The sequence below is a fragment of the Streptococcus sp. HMSC34B10 genome, from assembly GCF_001839505.1.
Taxonomy (GTDB): Bacteria; Bacillota; Bacilli; order Lactobacillales; family Streptococcaceae; genus Streptococcus; species Streptococcus peroris.
Window position 1 is genome coordinate 131,873 of sequence record NZ_KV841541.1, and the last position, 17,894, is coordinate 149,766.

Consider the following 17,894-nt stretch of genomic DNA (forward strand, 5'->3'; position numbering starts at 1 on the left):
AATTGATTGAATCTAAGCTATTGGAAATGTTATAATATTGTTAAAGGATTTAGGATTATATGAAGGACCAAGAACGCTTATTAACTATATTTTTACGATTACAGTCTGGCGCACATTTAGCTAAGGCTCAGCTTGCAGATGAATTTAGTGTTAGTGAAAAGACTATACAACGAGATTTTTCTCTCTTGTCGGGTTTCTTAGATACACAACCGATGGTTGCAGCAGAACTTGCTTACGATACGAGGCACCATACTAGGTATCTAAAAGGAAAATCTTTATTTAATAAAAAGGATATTCTTGTAATTTCAAAGATTTTACTAGAAAATCGTTCCTTGAATAAAGAAGAAAACAAGTCATTGCTTGATAGTTTATTGGCACTTATTTCAAAAGATGAGCAAAAAGAAGTTTCTAGTATTATTGCAAGTGAGTTGCTAAATTATGCACCATTGTCAGACATACAAAACCGTATTGATAAGGTTTGGGAATGGTCTGAAATGATTCGTAAGGAGTTGGTCATAGACATTGATTATCAATCTCCTTATAATACTGAAAAGAGACACACAATTTTTCCAGTTTCTCTTTACTATGATACTCATTATTTTTACATAGTAGCCTATAATTTATTATTTGATTCTTATATGACTTTAAAATTAGATAGAATACTTAGTTGGAAAGAATCTAAAAAAGAAAAACCTTCTATCTCATATGGAAGAAGATTTCGCGATGGAGAAATTCGTAATAAACGAGTAGATCCATTCATAGGAAAAGAGTTAAATATCAGAGTTCTATTCGTCAATGATCCAGCAATTGTTGTAGATCAATTTCCTACAGCAAAAATTATTGAAAAAACATCAAATGGTAATATTATTGAATTTGTGAGTCAAGATACACCAGGGTTGAAGAGGTGGCTGTTGAGTCAAGCGGAAACCCTAAGGGTATTGTCTCCTCAATCGTTAATTGATGATGTGAAGACTCTTATTAAGAGAATGCAAGAAAATTACATTGACTAAAGTTAGAATAATATCTTTAATTTGATATTTTGTTAACTTTTTTATAATAAGGGATTTAGTGTTTAAAAGCAAAAATAAATGAAATAGGTGATTAAAAATGGGAATTTCAGAAAAGAAAATTGAAGATTTAAGAGGTCTTAAGTTCAACGTTCCATCATATCAAAGAGGCTATAGGTGGACCGAACATGAGGTTACAACTTTATTAGATGATTTTTATAATCATAACACTGAGTATAAATATTGTCTACAACCATTAATCGTAAAAAAAGTTGCTGATGGCACTTACGATGTTGTTGATGGACAGCAAAGACTAACTAGTATTTATATATTTCTTAGATTTATGTCTGCAGAATTTAATAATGGTCGTAGAAAAACTAATCAATATGATTATTTTGATTTAGAGTATGAAACCCGAAAAGAGAGTGGAAACTATTTAAAGAATTTAAATTTTGATACGTATGAAGAAATCGAAAATATGGACATTGATGCTAGTCACATCAGTAAAGCCTTTGAAGCAATAGATAAATGGCTTGATCGCGAAGAAATAAACTCAAATAATGCTTTGAATGATATTTACAAGGTTCTTACAGAAAATGTATTTTTTATTTGGTATGAAATTAATGAATCTGAAGACCCTATAAAGATTTTTACCAAAGTTAATATTGGTAAAATACCGTTAACAAACGCTGAACTGATTAAAGCTTTGGTACTTGACAAAAATAATTATAAAATAGGAGATGAGAGCGATAGAATACATCGTTCTATTGCATGGAATCAAATAGAACATAGACTTCAACAGGATTCTTTTTGGCAGTTTTTGACTAATAATGAAGTTTATGATACTAAAATAGATTTTATTTTCAATTTACTTATACTTGGGAATTCTGAGGTATATAGAGTTGACAAATACTCCACCTTCTATTCATTATATGAAGAATACAAGAGGGCAGAAAATAAATCAGAGTTTATATCAGATTTTTGGTCAAAAGTTCAAATACTATTTGAAGAATTAAATAATTGGTACTTAGATTTAGATAAATATCATTTAATTGGTTATCTACTTTCTTTAGATAGTAAAAATCTAGATAAAGTATTTAAGGCGACAAGAGACAAGAAAAAATCAGAAGCTTTCGATGAGTTAAAAAAATTAGCATTTGATACTATTCCTGAAATTGATTCGCTAGGCGAATTAGTATACGGAGATAAAAGAATTAAAAATGTATTACTACTATTTAACTTAGTTACTTTGATAAATAAAAGTGAGAAACAGTATCGTTTTCCGTTTGATATTTATAAAACTCAAAAGTGGGACATTGAGCATATTCATGCTACAGCTGATGAAACGGCAGAATCTGATGATGGCTTAGGGAATCTAACTTTACTAGACGCTAAAACAAATCGCTCATATCGAGATAGTCCATTTGAACAAAAAAGGAAAATTATTATAGATGTGGATGCTAAAGGTCGTTTTGTTCCAGTTTGTACTAGAAATATATTTTTAAAAGTGTATAGTGGTGAAATTGAAAATTTTGAGGTTTGGTCAGACAATGATAAAACTGATTACATTAAGGCAATGAAGCTTGAATTTAATAAATTCTTTGGCAATGACGGGGAGAAAATATGAGTATGGTTGATGATAAATATGACTTAAAGTCTCTTTTAGAAAGCTATCGCATTGTAATTCCACTAATTCAACGCGATTATGCGCAAGGTAGGAAAGATTTAAGAACTACTGAGGTCAGAAAACAATTATTAATTGATATAAATTCTGCTTTAATTAACAGTGAAGTGCCAACTTTAGATCTTAATTTTATTTATGGGAAATCACATAATGGGAATTTTATACCACTAGATGGTCAGCAGCGACTTACTACTTTGTTTTTAGTATACCTTTTTGCCTTTAGAGATAGTGATTCTTGTGATTTTCTTAGCAATTTTTCCTATGAAACAAGAGATTCGTCCAAGCAATTTTTCACTAGTTTATTTGAATACAGAAAATCAATTTTTCAACTCGAAGAGAAGCCGTCTGAAATAATAAAAGATGCGGCATGGTTTGCAGATTCGTGGATATTAGATCCTACTATTCAAGGAGCATTAGTAACCTTAGATGGGATAACTGATTTTTTTGATTTTCAATACAACTATTCAGAGGTATTAACATCAGAAACAAATTATAGAGTTGCTTTCAATTTCCTTGATATCGAAGATTTAGGTTCAGAGGATGAACTATACATTAAATTAAACTCTAGAGGACGTCCTCTAACGGATTTTGAAAATTTTAAAGCAAGATTTATTTCAAGAGTACATAAGATAGACACTAAGTTAGCAAACGATATAGCACTTAAGCTTGATACAAAATGGACTGATACTATTTGGAGATTTGATAAAGACCGATTTGATATAAACTTTTTAAATTTATTTGAAATTGCACTGATTAATAACTTAGATTCACTAGATTATTCTCAACGTGAAAATTGGACAACTAATATTGTATTTGAAGATATTAAGTTAGAACACATAGAATTGATTGCAAGAGTACTTGACTTTTTAACGGAAAATGAGAACTCAAAGGTTTCACAAGTTTTGGAAAAAGCTATCACAAGTAAGAGCATAAAAGATAGAGTCTATTTTCACTTCATTTCTTTGTATTTATTTCATTCAGGGACAGTATTAGATGATAAGTTTAAGAGTTGGTACCGCATTTTTAGAAACTTAACAGATAACTCTGAAATAAACTCTCAAGAACGTTATGAGAGAGCTATTCGAGGTATAAATGAGCAAATTAACCATCTTTCAGACCTTATCTATTATTTGTCTCAAAATAATAAAATTACAGGTTTTAGTATAGAACAGGTTAACGAAGAGATAGAAAAGGCGAAATTAATTATAGAAGATCCAACTCAATCAGAAGTGATTTTTAATGCGGAAAATCATGTTTATTTTGGTGGACAAATTAGAAGTAGCTTTTATTTTGAAGATTCTGATTCTACAACTGATAAATACTCGAAAATCAGTTCTTATTGGGATAAGATAAGTGCTATGTTCGAAGCTACGAAACCTAAAGAAGGCATATTGCTAAGGACAGCTTTGCTTTCTTTTGGAGACTATACATTATATGTAGATAGCTATAAAACACTTTGCCAAGATGATCCTAATGAAAGTTCAAGAACACCAAGTTTAAAACGATTATTTTCTTCTAAAAATAAATATGTTAAAAAACTACTAGATTCGATTAATGTAAATAAACCATTAGAGTTTGAGTATAAGAGGATAATAAATGAAAACATAAATGGTATAGATGAGCAAGATTGGCGATTTATTTTTATTTCGTACTACAAGGTAATGTTCAATAAAATGAACCGTTCACAGTATAGATTAAAAGTCCCTAATAGGTTAGATGGAGCAGATGAAATGCTTCTAATTCCCAATAAAAATTCTAGAGCAAGAAACTTAGATATTCATTTATTAGCATTGCAAGAGAAACTAAAGGAATTTAACATTAAGTCAGATTATGAAAGTCAGCCTGGTTTATATACTTTAGATAGGGTTCTTCATGTTAAAAACCTTTATGAAGTTAGATTTTACGGTGATCATTATCAATTTAAAAAATATGAGGATGAAACATATTCAAAGTTGACCAAATCCCCAGCATCTTTTCTAAAATTAGCTGAATACCTGAGAAATAAATTGAACGGTAAGTAATTGTGATGTATTTTGATAAAAAAATTCAAAATTTACTATCTATCTATCTAATGGGTAGTTACAATTATATCTTTTTGTTATATGAAATGAACATAAGTGTACTAGCATTGAGAAGAAAAACACATAAAAAAGAATATTTGTATGAGGAAGTTCAAAAGCAAGACTTAACGCCTGAACTTTATGCTGATACCTTAGCAACTATATTTACTCGGGAAAGATCTAAGATTCACTAAAATGGTGTATTTCTATTTTAAGTATATATACTATCGTTACTCCTAAATAAATTTTGCTTCTACATCCTTAAAACAAAAAAAGCCCCACCAGATTTTATTTCTGGTGGGGCTTTTGGTGGGGAACCAATCAATTTTGATTGATTTTTAACCTTTTATAATAACCGAAAATGCTGTTAAATCAACCATTTCACTTCAAATCATGTTTATAAATCATTCCCACTCAACGGTTGCAGGTGGTTTACTTGTGATATCATAGACGATGCGGTTGACGTGATCAACTTCATTTACGATACGGACTGAGATTTTCTGGAGAACTTCCCAAGGGATCTTAGCGAAGTCAGCGGTCATTCCGTCGATCGAAGTGATAGCACGGATAGCGATGGTGTAGTCGTAAGTACGTCCATCTCCCATAACACCTACGGAACGAACGCCAGTGTTAACAGTGAAATATTGCCAGATATCGCGGTCAAGACCTGCTTTAGCGATCTCTTCACGAAGGATAGCGTCTGATTCACGAACAGTTTCAAGCTTTTCTTCAGTGATTTCACCCATGACACGGATAGCAAGACCTGGACCTGGGAATGGTTGGCGCCATACGATATTATCTGGCATACCAAGCTCTGTACCAAGGGCACGAACCTCATCCTTGTAAAGAGTATTGAGTGGTTCGATGAGTTCAAATTGCATGTCTTCTGGAAGTCCACCAACGTTGTGGTGAGATTTGATGGTTTGTGCAGTATCCGTCCCAGACTCAATCACGTCAGTGTAGAGAGTTCCTTGTGCCAAGAATTTTACGTCTTTCAGCTTGCTTGCTTCATCATCAAAGACATAAACAAACTCGTTACCGATAATCTTACGTTTTTGTTCAGGATCAGATACACCAGCCAATTTATCAAGGAAACGTTTGGCAGCATCTGCCTTAACGATGTTCAACCCAAACTTGCCACCAAGCATATCCATAACTTGATCAGCTTCCCCTTTACGGAGAAGACCGTGGTCTACAAAGATACAGATCAATTGATCCCCGATGGCTTTTTGGAGAAGAACCCCAACAACAGAAGAGTCAACACCACCAGAAAGTCCAAGAAGGACACGTTTGTCTCCAACGGTTTCGCGGATTTTCTTGATTTGCATATCAATGAAGTTGTCCATAGACCAATTGCCTTTGGCACCACAAATGTTTAAAGCGAAGTTTCGAAGGATATCATATCCATAGACAGAATGGCGAACTTCGGGGTGGAACTGGATACCGTATATTTTCTTTTCTGGATTTTCAATAGATGCATATGGACAGTCAGCAGAAGTACCAGTGCGAACGAAATCTCCTGGAATTTCAGTAACGGCATCTCCGTGACTCATCAATACCACTTGTTCTTCAGGAGTGCCTGCAAAAAGAGCAGACTCAGTATGAGTTAAAGTGGATTGACCATACTCACGATTTCCAGCGTTAGCAGCAGGAACAACTTTACCACCAAGCTTGTGAGTTAGTAATTGCATACCATAGCAAATTCCTAAAATCGGAATACCGAGTTCGAAAATCTCTGGATCAATATCAAATGATCCTTCTTCGTAAACAGAGTTTGGGCCACCTGAGAGTACAATCCCGATAGGGTTGATTGCGCGGACTTCATCAGCTGAAATCTTGTGACTCTTTAGTTCCGAAAAGACACCAATCTCACGAATACGGCGTGAAATCAGTTGGTTATACTGGCTACCGTAGTCCAGTACGATGATCTTTTCGACATCTTGCAAATCAGTTGAAATGTTGGTCATCTTTTCCCTTCCTTAAAAGAAATATCTTTTTGAATATTCTATCATAAATGGGCTAGAATTACCAACTAAACAAGTGACGTTTGACTTTTGCACATGACTTACGGTACAATGGAAAAAATAAAGAAAAGAAGTGAGCCAGCATGTTACCAGCTTATGTTAAAATTCACGACCAGATTAAAAAGGATATCGATGAAGGACATTGGAAAATTGGAGAGAAGTTACCGAGTGAGCGCGACTTGGCTGAGGAGTTTCTAGTAAGTCGCATGACCTTGCGCCAGGCTATCTCCCTCTTGGTTGAAGAAGGGGTTTTGGAACGTCGCGTCGGTAGCGGGACCTTTGTTTCTAGCACTCGCGTTCAGGAAAAAATGCGTGGAACCACTAGTTTTACGGAGATTGTAAAGGCTCAAGGGAAAAGTCCCTCTAGTCACTTAATCTCCTATCGTAGAACCATTCCAAATGAGCAAGAAGTTGAAAAGTTAGGAATTGACGCAACTGAGAATATTATCCGAATGGAACGTGTTCGTTATGCAGATCAAGTCCCAGTTGTCTACGAAGTAGCTTCTATTCCTGAGAAATTTATTAAAAATTTCAAAAAAGAAGAAATAACCAAACACTTTTTCCAAACCTTACAGAAACATGGGTATCGAATTGGAAAATCTCACCAGACTATATATGCACGCCTAGCCAAGGAAAAAATTGCTCATTATTTGGAAGTAGAAAAGGGGCATGCTATTTTAGGGCTTACTCAAGTTTCTTACTTTGATGACGGCACAGCTTTTGAGTATGTAAAGAGCCAATATGTCGGGGAACGGTTTGAATTTTATCTAGAAAATAATTAATTGTAACATCTCTTAAAGTAGGAAATAACATCTACCTTAAGAGTTTTTTATTTGGTTTAGTTTAGAAAGCATTTTCCTATGAAGAAAAATAGTAATCATACGAGTATTTTTCATAGTTTCATGTTATAATAGTTAGGTTATATGGTCCCGATAAGGTGGTGGGATTGATTGTAAATATTTTTCCTACCAGTTCTTTGTAACTCTATAACGAATATTTTTTAAGGGGGGACATTTTTATGTCAGAACGTAAATTATTCACGTCTGAATCTGTATCTGAGGGGCATCCAGATAAGATTGCAGACCAAATTTCAGATGCTATCTTGGATGCTATTTTAGAGCAAGATCCAGAGGCACACGTTGCTGCTGAAACAGCTGTTTATACTGGTTCAGTGCATGTTTTTGGTGAAATTTCAACCAATGCCTATGTAGATATTAACCGTGTGGTGCGTGATACGATTGCAGAGATTGGCTATACCAATACAGAGTATGGATTTTCTGCGGAAACGGTGGGAGTTCATCCTTCATTGGTTGAGCAGTCACCAGATATCGCTCAAGGGGTTAATGAAGCCCTAGAAGTGCGTGGAAACGCAGATCAAGATCCACTTGATTTGATCGGAGCTGGAGACCAAGGTCTCATGTTTGGTTTTGCGGTGGATGAGACAGAAGAACTTATGCCATTGCCAATTTCACTCAGTCATAAGTTGGTTCGTCGTTTGGCAGAGCTTCGTAAGTCTGGTGAGATCAGCTACCTTCGTCCAGATGCTAAATCTCAAGTTACTGTTGAGTATGATGAAAATGACCGTCCAGTGCGCGTGGATGCAGTTGTTATTTCAACCCAGCATGACCCAGAAGTCAGCAATGAACAAATCCATGAAGATGTGATTAACAAGGTTATCAAAGAAGTGATTCCAGCTTCTTACCTAGATGATGAGACAAAATTCTTTATCAACCCAACAGGCCGCTTTGTAATCGGTGGGCCTCAAGGAGACTCAGGTTTGACAGGTCGCAAGATCATCGTGGATACCTATGGTGGTTATTCGCGTCATGGTGGTGGTGCCTTCTCTGGTAAGGATGCGACTAAGGTGGACCGTTCAGCTTCTTATGCAGCTCGCTACATTGCGAAGAACATTGTTGCCGCAGGTCTTGCTAAGAAAGCAGAAGTGCAATTGGCCTATGCTATCGGTGTTGCACAACCTGTATCTGTTCGTATCGATACCTTCGGTACTGGGACAGTCGCTGAGAGCAAATTAGAAGCAGCGGCGCGTCAAATTTTTGACCTTCGTCCTGCAGGAATCATCCAAATGCTGGACCTCAAACGTCCAATCTACCGTCAAACAGCGGCTTATGGACACATGGGACGGACAGATATCGATCTTCCATGGGAACATTTGAACAAGGTAGAAGCCTTGAAAGAAGCAGTGAAATAATATAAAAAAGATTGGTGTAAGGACCAATCTTTTTTTGTTTAAAATTAGTTATCTAGTATTTTTACAAAAGCCCAGTTTCCAATCGATTTTGTTCCATATTCTAACATCATGGAGTCAAGTAATTGATAGTTGTTTTTTTCATAGAAGCAAACATTTTTCTCGGTACTAGTAACCACTCCCAATTGTTTGCATCCCTTGGATTTAAGAAAAGATTCAACGCCTTTTTGTAGGAAAGCACTGCCGATTCCTTGCCCTTGGACAGTAGCATTAACTCCTAGCATCATCAAATACCAATCAAAATTTCCTGATCTTTTTAAATGCTGTTCAGAACGTTCCACCAAATCAAGATATTTCAAGAGATTGCGTAATGTAATAAAACGAAAAAGCTTGACAATCCCATTTAATAGATAGGATAGGATAGTGAAATCCTTTTTTTGTAAAAGGGCGACAGCTAAAATTTCTCCGTCGCGTTCAGCAACTAGACAAGTCTCTCCTTTGATGTAGAGTCTAGTCAAAAGGCTATCCAACAATTCTAAGAATTCTGGGTAATATTCTGGTTTTTTTAAATCGTCTTTGATAAGAGACATGAAAGGATAGTCTAAAAAAGCACCCGCCAACACTTTTCCAATTTTTTGGTATTCATCAGGCCTGGCTTCTCTATATATTATTTCTTTCATATCATACTCCTTCATTAAATCTCTTTTACTATTATAACTAAATTTCTTATTTTTTTCGATTTTAATGTGACATCTTCACGAATTGTAGAAGAAAAGTTGAGTATTTTTGAGTTTTGTGAGAAAAAGTATATGAAAAATCCCCTCAATGTTTGATGTTGAAGGGTAAATTTAAAATCTAGTTAAATCTATTTTGTAGGGATTGAAATTTCAATCAATTTATCAGAATAGAGGGTTTTGATATTTGCTTCATCAATGACTTGTTTATCAATTTTACGATTTAAGAAGAATTCTTGGATTTTTTCGATTTCTTTTTCTCGGATTGCACGATGTTTGTTGGAAATAAGGATTTCATAATGAAGCGGTGCTTGAGTAAAAATAACGTCTGTATTGCCTGCAGAATAGACCTCTACAAGAGTTGCATCAGTGCTTTCTAACTGGTTTTTAACAAGATGCGAGTGTGAATTTGTAGTATTGATGAGCTTCATAAGGCTTCCTCCTGTATTCTATATCTATTATAGCACTTTTTAGGAAAATTGGGTAAGTTAGCTTAAATTTGATGCTGTTTTTTCCATGATTCGATGCCCCATTTATGACTGCCACGTTTTAAGTTAGCAATAGCCTCGTCAATTGGAAACCAAGCTAGATGATTGAAGTCTTCCAAAGGTTTTTGAATTTCTTGGTAAGAAGTGGCTTCGTAGAGATATGCTGGATTGTAGTAATAGGTATCACGATGACTAGAATAGAAGTATTCATCAGCTTGCCCGTAGTAGGTGCCAATTTCAGCTGTAAATCCTAATTCTTCAATCAGTTCTCGTTTGAGAGCTTCGAGGTGATTTTCACCTTCTTCAATTTCGCCCCCTGGTAAGAACCATGCACCATTTGGAGCTTGAACGAGAATAATCTTTTCATGACGTGCATCAGGTATGACTGCATAAACGCCATATCTATTTTTATAGGTTACTCCCTCTTTTTTTTCTCCAAATGTTGGAATTGTCATAAACTTCTCCTTTTTGAGTGCGCTTTCTTTCTATCATAGTAAAGAATGCCCTTGCTGTCAAGCAAGAACATTCTTTTGTATTTGAGGAACTAGTCGTTTGATTCGACCGTTTCCCCTTTATTTTTTGACTTAATGACAATTTTCCCCTTACTTGTCATGACTGCCTTGAGGTCTTTTTCACTTGGATTTTCAAGGTAGTAGTCTGTAATCGCATCTTCGATATAGTCTTGGATGGTACGACGGAGTGGACGAGCTCCCATTTTGGGATCGTAACCAAGGTCTACCAGTTTTTCCTTGACCTTTTCTGTGACATCAAGATGAATATTATTGCTTGAGAGTCGTTTATTGACATCATCCAGCATGAGGTCAACGATTTGAAGGAGATTTTCCTTACTGAGAGCCTTGAATTCGATAATGCCATCAAAACGGTTCATGAATTCTGGGCTAAAGAAGTTACCTAATTCTCCAAGAACAGAGTTTGTTCGACCTTCACGAGCAGCACCGAAACCAACGCTAGCTTCTGCCTTACCTGTACCCGCATTTGAGGTCATGATAATGATAGCGTCCTTAAAGCTTACAGTACGCCCTTGACCATCCGTTAAACGACCATCATCCAAGACTTGGAGGAACATATGCATAACATCTGGATGGGCTTTTTCAACCTCGTCAAGGAGGATAAGTGAGTAGGGGTTGCGACGCACTTTCTCAGTCAACTGACCTGCTTCATCATAACCTACGTATCCTGGAGGGGCACCGACGAGTTTGGCAACGCTGTGTTTTTCCATGTATTCACTCATATCAAAACGAATCATGCTGTCAGCAGAACCAAAGAGTTCGATAGCTAGTTGTTTAGAAAGTTCTGTTTTACCGACTCCAGTAGGACCAACAAAGAGGAAACTACCGATTGGACGGTTTGGAGTACCTAGACCGACACGGTTACGACGGATAGCCTTGGCAATCTTATCAACAGCATCGTCTTGGCCGATAACATGAGCTTTGAGATCATCAGCTAGGTTGATGAGTTGAGACTGTTCTTTTTCTTTTAGATCACCAACTGGAATATTGGTCTTTTGTTCAATAATGTGTTCAATCGTCTTTTCGCTGATGATTGGAGTATCCTGATCCGTTACCTTGGTCTTTTGCATTTCCTTATATTTAGCAATCTGGTCACGGAAGTAGGCTGCTTTCTCAAAATCTTCATCTCGAGTTGCTTGGGCCTTAAGATTTTCTGCCTCGATTAAGCGTTGGTCGATAACCTTTGGATCCACAAAATTCAAGGTTAAGTTCATTTTTGAACCAGCCTCATCTAGGAGGTCAATAGCCTTGTCTGGCAAGAAACGATCTTGGATGTAGCGGTTAGAAAGAGTAGCGGCCGCTTCGATAGCCCCATCAGTATAATGAACGTGGTGGTAATCTTCGTATTTCTTTTGGATACCTTTAAGGATAATAATGGTTTCTTCAACTGTTGGTTCATCCACTTTGACTGGTTGCATACGGCGCTCAAGGGCTGCATCTTTTTCAATGATACGGTATTCATTGAGGGTAGTAGCACCAACTAACTGGAGTTCACCTCGAGCAAGGGCAGGTTTGAGGATATTTCCTGCATCCATATTCCCTTCTCCAGCAGAACCAGCTCCGACAATCTCATGGATTTCATCAATAAAGAGAATGACATCCTGACGCTGACGAATTTCTTCCATGAGTTTTTGCATGCGTTCTTCAAACTGGCCTCGGATACCTGTACCTTGGACAAGGCTTACAACATCAAGGCGAATGACTTCTTTTCCTTGAAGTTTATCAGGGACGTCTCCGTCCACAATTTTTTGAGCCAATCCTTCAACAACCGCCGTTTTACCAACACCCGGTTCTCCGATGAGAACGGGATTGTTCTTGGTTCTGCGATTGAGGATTTCGATGACGCGGATGATTTCTTCATCACGTCCAATGACTGGGTCAACATTTCCGTGACGGGCAATTTCTGTGATATTGATTCCATATTCATCCAGAAGGCCCTTTTCCTGGATAGGAGGAGGTGTTTGAGCAGGCCCACGATTTTGAGAACCATAACCACCGTTTCCGCCATAACCACCACCAGATTGAGTTGGAGGAGTATTAGAAGATGGTTTAAAATTGTTCAAATCATGGAAAAAATCACCGAAAGGATCAAAATCACGATTGTTTAAGTCGGTCATTCCTTTAAATAAACTATTGTTAGGATCTGTTTTGATAATTTTGTAGCAATTCTGGCAAAGATCAATTTGCTTTTGTTGCCCGTTAAGATTAGTGTAAAGATGAATTGTTGAGTCATTGATTTTACAATTTTGACAGAGCATACCTCTACCTCGTTTCTTTTTTGACTTTGACTAAAATAGAAAGGTCAAAAATAGTCAAATTTCTTTAGTCCCATTATATCATGATTGAAGGGGAAAGCAAGTAAAAAGTTTGCTTGATAAAACTCAGGATGAGAGACTATTGTAGCTGAATCTATTGTGATAAAAAGAAAAATCCCATTTGTGATACAAAAAGGATTTTTAGCAAAGCAGGAGTATCCTCCAGCCTCTATTTAATTATTAGTATAAAAGTTCATAGATTTCCATCGCAATAAGATCGATGCTATCGAATGTATACGTTTCACGAGCCTCAACGTCACGAAGTGTGAAGAGTGGTCCGTTTTCTTCGTCGTGGTTAAAAGCAACTTCTGCGACAACAACTCCTTCGCGTTCAAAGTTACGTTTCAAGTTTCCACCATCTTTTGTCATTGCTTCTAAGCGATTGATGATTCTAACCAAATGTGATTCCATTTTGATTCTCCTCCATTTCTTATCGTTACTATTTTACCATAAACAGTCTCTACTTGACTAGAAAAAACTTAGATTAATTGCTATTTCTCTTGCCTTTAAAAAATTATAGAAAATATTAGGAGAAAAGGTTGAATTTTTATACAAAATATGTTATCCTTATACAAGTTTTATAAATAGAAAGTAGAGTATCCATGAATTTTTCTTTTTTACCGAAATACTTACCATATTTTAACTATGGTGCCATTGTAACAATTATCATTTCTATCTTAGTAGTCTTGTTGGGGACCATTTTAGGGGTACTGTTGGCCTTTGCACAACGTTCAAAGATTAAGCCCCTTATTTGGTTTTCTAATCTTTATATCTGGATTTTCCGAGGGACTCCGATGATGGTACAGATTATGATTGCCTATGCCTTGATGCATATTAGCGCTCCTATTATTCAGATTGGGATTTTAGATGTTGATCTTACTCGTTTGATTCCAGGGATAATCATTATCTCTATGAATAGCGGTGCCTATGTATCAGAAACAGTTCGTGCAGGGATTAACGCAGTACCAAAGGGCCAATTAGAAGCGGCATACTCTCTAGGTATTCGTCCTAAGAATGCTATGCGCTATGTCATCCTGCCACAAGCTATTCGAAATATTTTACCAGCCTTGGGGAATGAGTTTATTACCATTATCAAGGATAGCTCGCTCTTGTCAGCTATCGGGGTTATGGAGTTGTGGAACGGTGCAACTACAGTGTCAACAACCACTTACTTACCCTTAACTCCACTCTTATTTGCAGCCTTTTACTACTTGATTATGACCTCTATCTTGACACTAGCCTTGAAAGCTTTTGAAAATCGTATGGGAAAAGGAGATAAAAAATAATGACTGATACGCTAATAAAAATTGAAAACCTTCATAAAAACTTTGGAAAGAATGAAGTTTTAAAAGGGATTAATCTTGAAATCAAAAAAGGAGAAGTAGTGGTCATTATCGGCCCTTCTGGCAGTGGTAAGTCAACCCTTCTTCGCTCTATGAACCTCCTTGAAGAAGCGACTAAAGGCAAGGTCATCTTTGAAGGAGTAGACATTACGGATAAGAAAAATGACCTTTTCGCCATGCGTGAAAAGATGGGAATGGTTTTCCAACAATTCAATCTCTTTCCAAATATGACAGTGAAAGAAAACATCACACTATCGCCTATTAAGACCAAAGGGGAAAGCAAAGAAGTTGCTGAGAAGAGAGCCCATGAGCTTTTGGAAAAGGTTGGTTTACCAGATAAGGCAGATGCCTATCCGCAAAGTTTGTCCGGCGGACAGCAACAACGTATCGCTATTGCGCGTGGTCTTGCCATGGAACCAGATGTCTTGCTCTTTGATGAACCGACTTCTGCCTTAGACCCAGAAATGGTAGGAGAAGTACTATCTGTTATGCAAGAACTGGCTCAGTCAGGCATGACCATGGTTATTGTGACCCATGAAATGGGCTTTGCTCGAGAAGTAGCAGATCGTGTCATCTTTATGGCAGATGGTGTTGTTGTCGAAGATGGATCTCCAGAGCAAGTCTTTGAACAAACCCAAGAACAAAGAACCAAGGATTTCTTGAGTAAGGTTTTGTAAGAATTTCATAAAAGGCTCCAAAGGGAGCTTTTTCTTATAGTTTGAAACTATAAGAAGACTTAGACAAGAAGTGTTAGAATGCCATGCGATTTTTTGCTATAATAGAACATATTTGTTAGAAAAGAGAAAATACATGACACAGATTATTGATGGTAAGGCTTTAGCAGCCAAGCTGCAAGGACAATTGGCTAAAAAAACAGCCAAATTAAAGGAAGAGACAGGCTTGGTGCCTGGCTTAGTCGTTATTTTAGTCGGAGAAAATCAAGCCAGTCAGGTTTACGTTCGCAACAAGGAACGTTCTGCTATCGCTGCAGGTTTCCAAAGTGAAGTCTTGCGAGTTCCTGAGACCATTACTCAAGAGGAATTGTTGGCGTTAATTGCTAAATACAATCAAGATCCAGTATGGCATGGAATCTTAGTCCAGTTGCCATTACCAAAACATATCGATGAAGAAGCAGTTTTATTAGCTATTGCCCCTGAAAAGGATGTAGATGGTTTTCATCCACTCAATATGGGTCGTCTTTGGTCTGGTCACCCAGTGATGATTCCTTCAACACCAGCTGGCATTATGGAGATGTTTCATGAGTACGGGATTGAGTTAGACGGTAAAAATGCTGTCGTAATTGGTCGTTCCAATATTGTCGGGAAGCCTATGGCCCAGTTGCTGTTGGCTAAGAATGCAACTGTAACCTTGACCCACTCTCGCACCCATAATTTAGCCCAAGTAGCTTCTAATGCTGATATTCTCGTAGTAGCAATCGGTCGTGCTAAGTTTGTGACTGCTGACTTTGTGAAACCTGGTGCAGTTGTCATTGATGTGGGGATGAACCGAGATGGAAATGGCAAGCTTTGTGGAGATGTTGATTATGATGCAGTTGCACCAGTTGCCAGTCACATTACACCTGTACCTGGTGGAGTTGGGCCTATGACCATTACCATGCTAATGGAGCAGACTTATCAGGCTGCATTGCGTAGTTTGGATAAAGATTAAGTTTATGATGAAAAAGGCTTGAGATAGGAATATCTCGACTTTTTATTTGCTGTAAAGATACTTATTTCAATTGATGTTTTTCTTTATTTTTTTGTAGTATAATGAAGTAGAGGTGATTAGGTGATTGTAAAAGTTTGTAATGCAGATTATAGTCTCCAGTGGGATGGAATCTATCAATTTACTCTTGAAAACTATCCTCAGATTCAAGAATGGGAATTGGAGAAGCTAGCAAAGTTTATTGCTTACGAACAGGACCATCATCGTCAGACTATTGTGGAATGTGAGAATCATGAATTAAATATACAAATTCATGATTACTTGAAAAAGCATAGCTATTTTCCTCCATACAGACCAAGTCATCAGCTTGTAGCTTCTACCTATGATATCCAGAAGAAGTTGGTGACTTCAAATTATTGTAGTCATACTTGTACAGTTGAGGTGGCTCAGGCTATTTTTCAGACTGGAAAACTCATGTCGGCGGTAAAAGTATTTGGTAAAAGTGGGGCTGAGCTAGTTACAGATAGTCGTAATGCAGCTTCTGATCCAGCAGACTATTTTGACTATATCATGTTCGGATGGTCTAATACGTCTTCGGGTTACCGACTCGCTATGGAGCGTTTGTTAGGACGGGCACCGTCTGAGGAGGAATTGCAAGAAAAGTTCATTCCTGGCGTTAGTTTTCATTTTCTGTATGAAGAATTAATTCAAGCACCAGGTTATATCTTTGATGGCTATCATGTTGCGAAGGTAAGAGATAGTTTAGATTTGGATACCTTTCTTCATTTATGTGTTGTTCCTTCAAAAGATAAGGCTTGTTTTGAAGGTTTGATTCCTAGTCGATTACAAGATAGAGTGATTTACCTAGACTATGAGGGAGAAGGGTTACAGGATTGGAATACTAAGGTTAATCAAGTGTTACATAGTAAGATTAAGTTGAAGGAGTAGCGTATGAAAGAGATTGATCAAGCTTTACTGAAAAGAGTTATCATCGAGCGTCCTCGTTCTAGTCATAAGGGAGACTACGGTCGTCTTCTCTTGATTGGTGGAACGTATCCCTATGGGGGCGCAATTATTATGGCTGCTTTGGCAGCTGTAAATAGTGGTGCAGGCCTTGTGACAGTTGCTACGGATAAAGAGAATATTTCAGCTCTGCATAGCCATCTGCCGGAGGCTATGGCTTTTGACCTTGGTGATAAGCAATTGCTCGAGCAACAGTTGCAGAAAGCAAGTGTTGTCTTGGTCGGACCTGGACTAGTAGATGATGAGCGTGGAGAAGAGCTTATCCAAACAGTGTTTTTTCATTCAAATCAAGATCAGACCCTCATACTGGATGGTGGCGCCCTATCCATTTTTGCTAAGACGGGAATGAAATTTCCCAAAGCCCATCTTGTTTTAACTCCACATCAAAGGGAATGGCAAGTCTTGTCAGGCTTAGATTTGACTTCTCAAGGAGCTGAGGAAACAGGAGAGGCTTTGAAGAGTTTTCCTTCAGGAACGATTCTAGTTCAAAAAGGTCCTGCTACCCGAATTTGGCAAGCTGGTCAAACTGATTGTTATCAATTGAGTGTTGGCGGTCCTTATCAGGCGACTGGGGGAATGGGTGATACTCTGGCTGGGATGATTGCTGGTTTCGCTGGTCAATTCTCACAAGTTAGTCTTTATGAAAGAGTGACAGTGGCAACCTATCTACATTCAGCAATTGCCCAAGAACTAGCTGAGAAGAATTATGTCGTTCTGCCAACCACGATTAGTCAACATATTCCTGCATTCATGAAGAAAATACAAAAAGACACCTGAAAATATGATATGCCCCCTGTCAAGTAGACAGGTAAAAT

General features: G+C 37.2%; 16 protein-coding genes. 10 read left to right on the forward strand and 6 right to left on the reverse strand.

Going from position 1 to position 17,894, the window contains the following annotated elements:
• Positions 1 to 59: 59 nt before the first annotated feature.
• From HMPREF3237_RS00650 to HMPREF3237_RS00660, 3 genes are all read left to right on the forward strand, one after another.
• Entirely contained in the window at positions 60 to 1,010 is a 951-nt protein-coding gene (locus HMPREF3237_RS00650; protein WP_070888481.1) for a helix-turn-helix transcriptional regulator, read from the forward strand.
• A gap of 97 nt (positions 1,011 to 1,107) precedes the next feature.
• The gene (locus HMPREF3237_RS00655) at positions 1,108 to 2,634 is read left to right on the forward strand and encodes a DUF262 domain-containing protein (RefSeq protein ID WP_070888482.1); all 1,527 of its coding nucleotides are present in this window, start codon (positions 1,108 to 1,110) and stop codon (positions 2,632 to 2,634) included.
• Positions 2,631 to 4,712 (forward strand): DUF262 domain-containing protein, encoded by a 2,082-nt coding sequence (locus HMPREF3237_RS00660; RefSeq protein WP_070888483.1) that lies wholly within the window; start codon positions 2,631 to 2,633, stop codon positions 4,710 to 4,712. The genes HMPREF3237_RS00655 and HMPREF3237_RS00660 overlap by 4 nt, the downstream gene beginning before the upstream one ends.
• 443 nt (positions 4,713 to 5,155) lie before the next feature.
• Here HMPREF3237_RS00660 and guaA read toward each other — a convergent pair whose 3' ends face one another.
• The gene (gene guaA / locus HMPREF3237_RS00670; protein WP_070888485.1) at positions 5,156 to 6,718 is read right to left on the reverse strand and encodes a glutamine-hydrolyzing GMP synthase; all 1,563 of its coding nucleotides are present in this window, start codon (positions 6,716 to 6,718) and stop codon (positions 5,156 to 5,158) included.
• 140 nt (positions 6,719 to 6,858) lie between these two features.
• On the opposite strand from guaA, the gene HMPREF3237_RS00675 reads away from it, so the two are divergent.
• Together HMPREF3237_RS00675 and metK are read left to right on the forward strand one after the other, a co-directional pair.
• Positions 6,859 to 7,557 carry a GntR family transcriptional regulator gene (locus HMPREF3237_RS00675; protein WP_070888486.1) on the forward strand — a complete coding sequence of 233 codons (699 nt, stop codon included), beginning with the start codon at positions 6,859 to 6,861 and terminating at the stop codon, positions 7,555 to 7,557.
• A 236-nt stretch (positions 7,558 to 7,793) separates the two neighbouring features.
• Entirely contained in the window at positions 7,794 to 8,984 is a 1,191-nt protein-coding gene (gene metK / locus HMPREF3237_RS00680) for a methionine adenosyltransferase (protein WP_070888487.1), read from the forward strand.
• A gap of 44 nt (positions 8,985 to 9,028) precedes the next feature.
• On the opposite strand, the gene HMPREF3237_RS00685 is transcribed toward metK, so the two are convergent.
• The 5 genes from HMPREF3237_RS00685 to HMPREF3237_RS00705 form a co-directional block, all read right to left on the reverse strand.
• The gene (locus HMPREF3237_RS00685) at positions 9,029 to 9,661 is read right to left on the reverse strand and encodes a GNAT family N-acetyltransferase (protein ID WP_070888488.1); all 633 of its coding nucleotides are present in this window, start codon (positions 9,659 to 9,661) and stop codon (positions 9,029 to 9,031) included.
• A gap of 185 nt (positions 9,662 to 9,846) precedes the next feature.
• Positions 9,847 to 10,146 carry a DUF1827 family protein gene (locus HMPREF3237_RS00690; RefSeq protein WP_006145889.1) on the reverse strand — a complete coding sequence of 100 codons (300 nt, stop codon included), beginning with the start codon at positions 10,144 to 10,146 and terminating at the stop codon, positions 9,847 to 9,849.
• A gap of 62 nt (positions 10,147 to 10,208) precedes the next feature.
• Positions 10,209 to 10,658, reverse strand: a complete 450-nt coding sequence (locus HMPREF3237_RS00695) for an NUDIX hydrolase (protein ID WP_070888489.1) — start codon at positions 10,656 to 10,658, stop codon at positions 10,209 to 10,211.
• An 89-nt stretch (positions 10,659 to 10,747) separates the two neighbouring features.
• A complete protein-coding gene (locus HMPREF3237_RS00700; protein WP_070888490.1) occupies positions 10,748 to 12,991 on the reverse strand; it encodes an ATP-dependent Clp protease ATP-binding subunit in 2,244 nt (747 codons plus the stop codon).
• Positions 12,992 to 13,228: 237 nt separating this feature from the next.
• Positions 13,229 to 13,459, reverse strand: coding sequence for a DUF1797 family protein (locus tag HMPREF3237_RS00705; protein WP_004253825.1), 231 nt, complete (start codon positions 13,457 to 13,459; stop codon positions 13,229 to 13,231).
• A 191-nt stretch (positions 13,460 to 13,650) separates the two neighbouring features.
• Between HMPREF3237_RS00705 and HMPREF3237_RS00710 the strand changes: the two genes are divergently transcribed.
• From HMPREF3237_RS00710 to HMPREF3237_RS00730, 5 genes are all read left to right on the forward strand, one after another.
• A complete protein-coding gene (locus HMPREF3237_RS00710) occupies positions 13,651 to 14,334 on the forward strand; it encodes an amino acid ABC transporter permease (RefSeq protein ID WP_070888491.1) in 684 nt (227 codons plus the stop codon).
• On the forward strand, positions 14,334 to 15,068 hold the full coding sequence (locus HMPREF3237_RS00715; protein ID WP_070888492.1) for an amino acid ABC transporter ATP-binding protein: 735 nt from the start codon (positions 14,334 to 14,336) through the stop codon (positions 15,066 to 15,068). The genes HMPREF3237_RS00710 and HMPREF3237_RS00715 overlap by 1 nt, the downstream gene beginning before the upstream one ends.
• 133 nt (positions 15,069 to 15,201) lie before the next feature.
• Complete coding sequence (locus tag HMPREF3237_RS00720; protein WP_070888493.1) at positions 15,202 to 16,059, forward strand: bifunctional methylenetetrahydrofolate dehydrogenase/methenyltetrahydrofolate cyclohydrolase; 858 nt, start codon at positions 15,202 to 15,204, stop codon at positions 16,057 to 16,059.
• Positions 16,060 to 16,179: 120 nt separating this feature from the next.
• A complete protein-coding gene (locus HMPREF3237_RS00725) occupies positions 16,180 to 17,004 on the forward strand; it encodes a phosphate ABC transporter ATPase (RefSeq protein WP_070888494.1) in 825 nt (274 codons plus the stop codon).
• 3 nt (positions 17,005 to 17,007) lie between these two features.
• Complete coding sequence (locus HMPREF3237_RS00730) at positions 17,008 to 17,856, forward strand: NAD(P)H-hydrate dehydratase (protein ID WP_070888495.1); 849 nt, start codon at positions 17,008 to 17,010, stop codon at positions 17,854 to 17,856.
• The last annotated feature ends 38 nt before the right edge of the window (positions 17,857 to 17,894 follow it).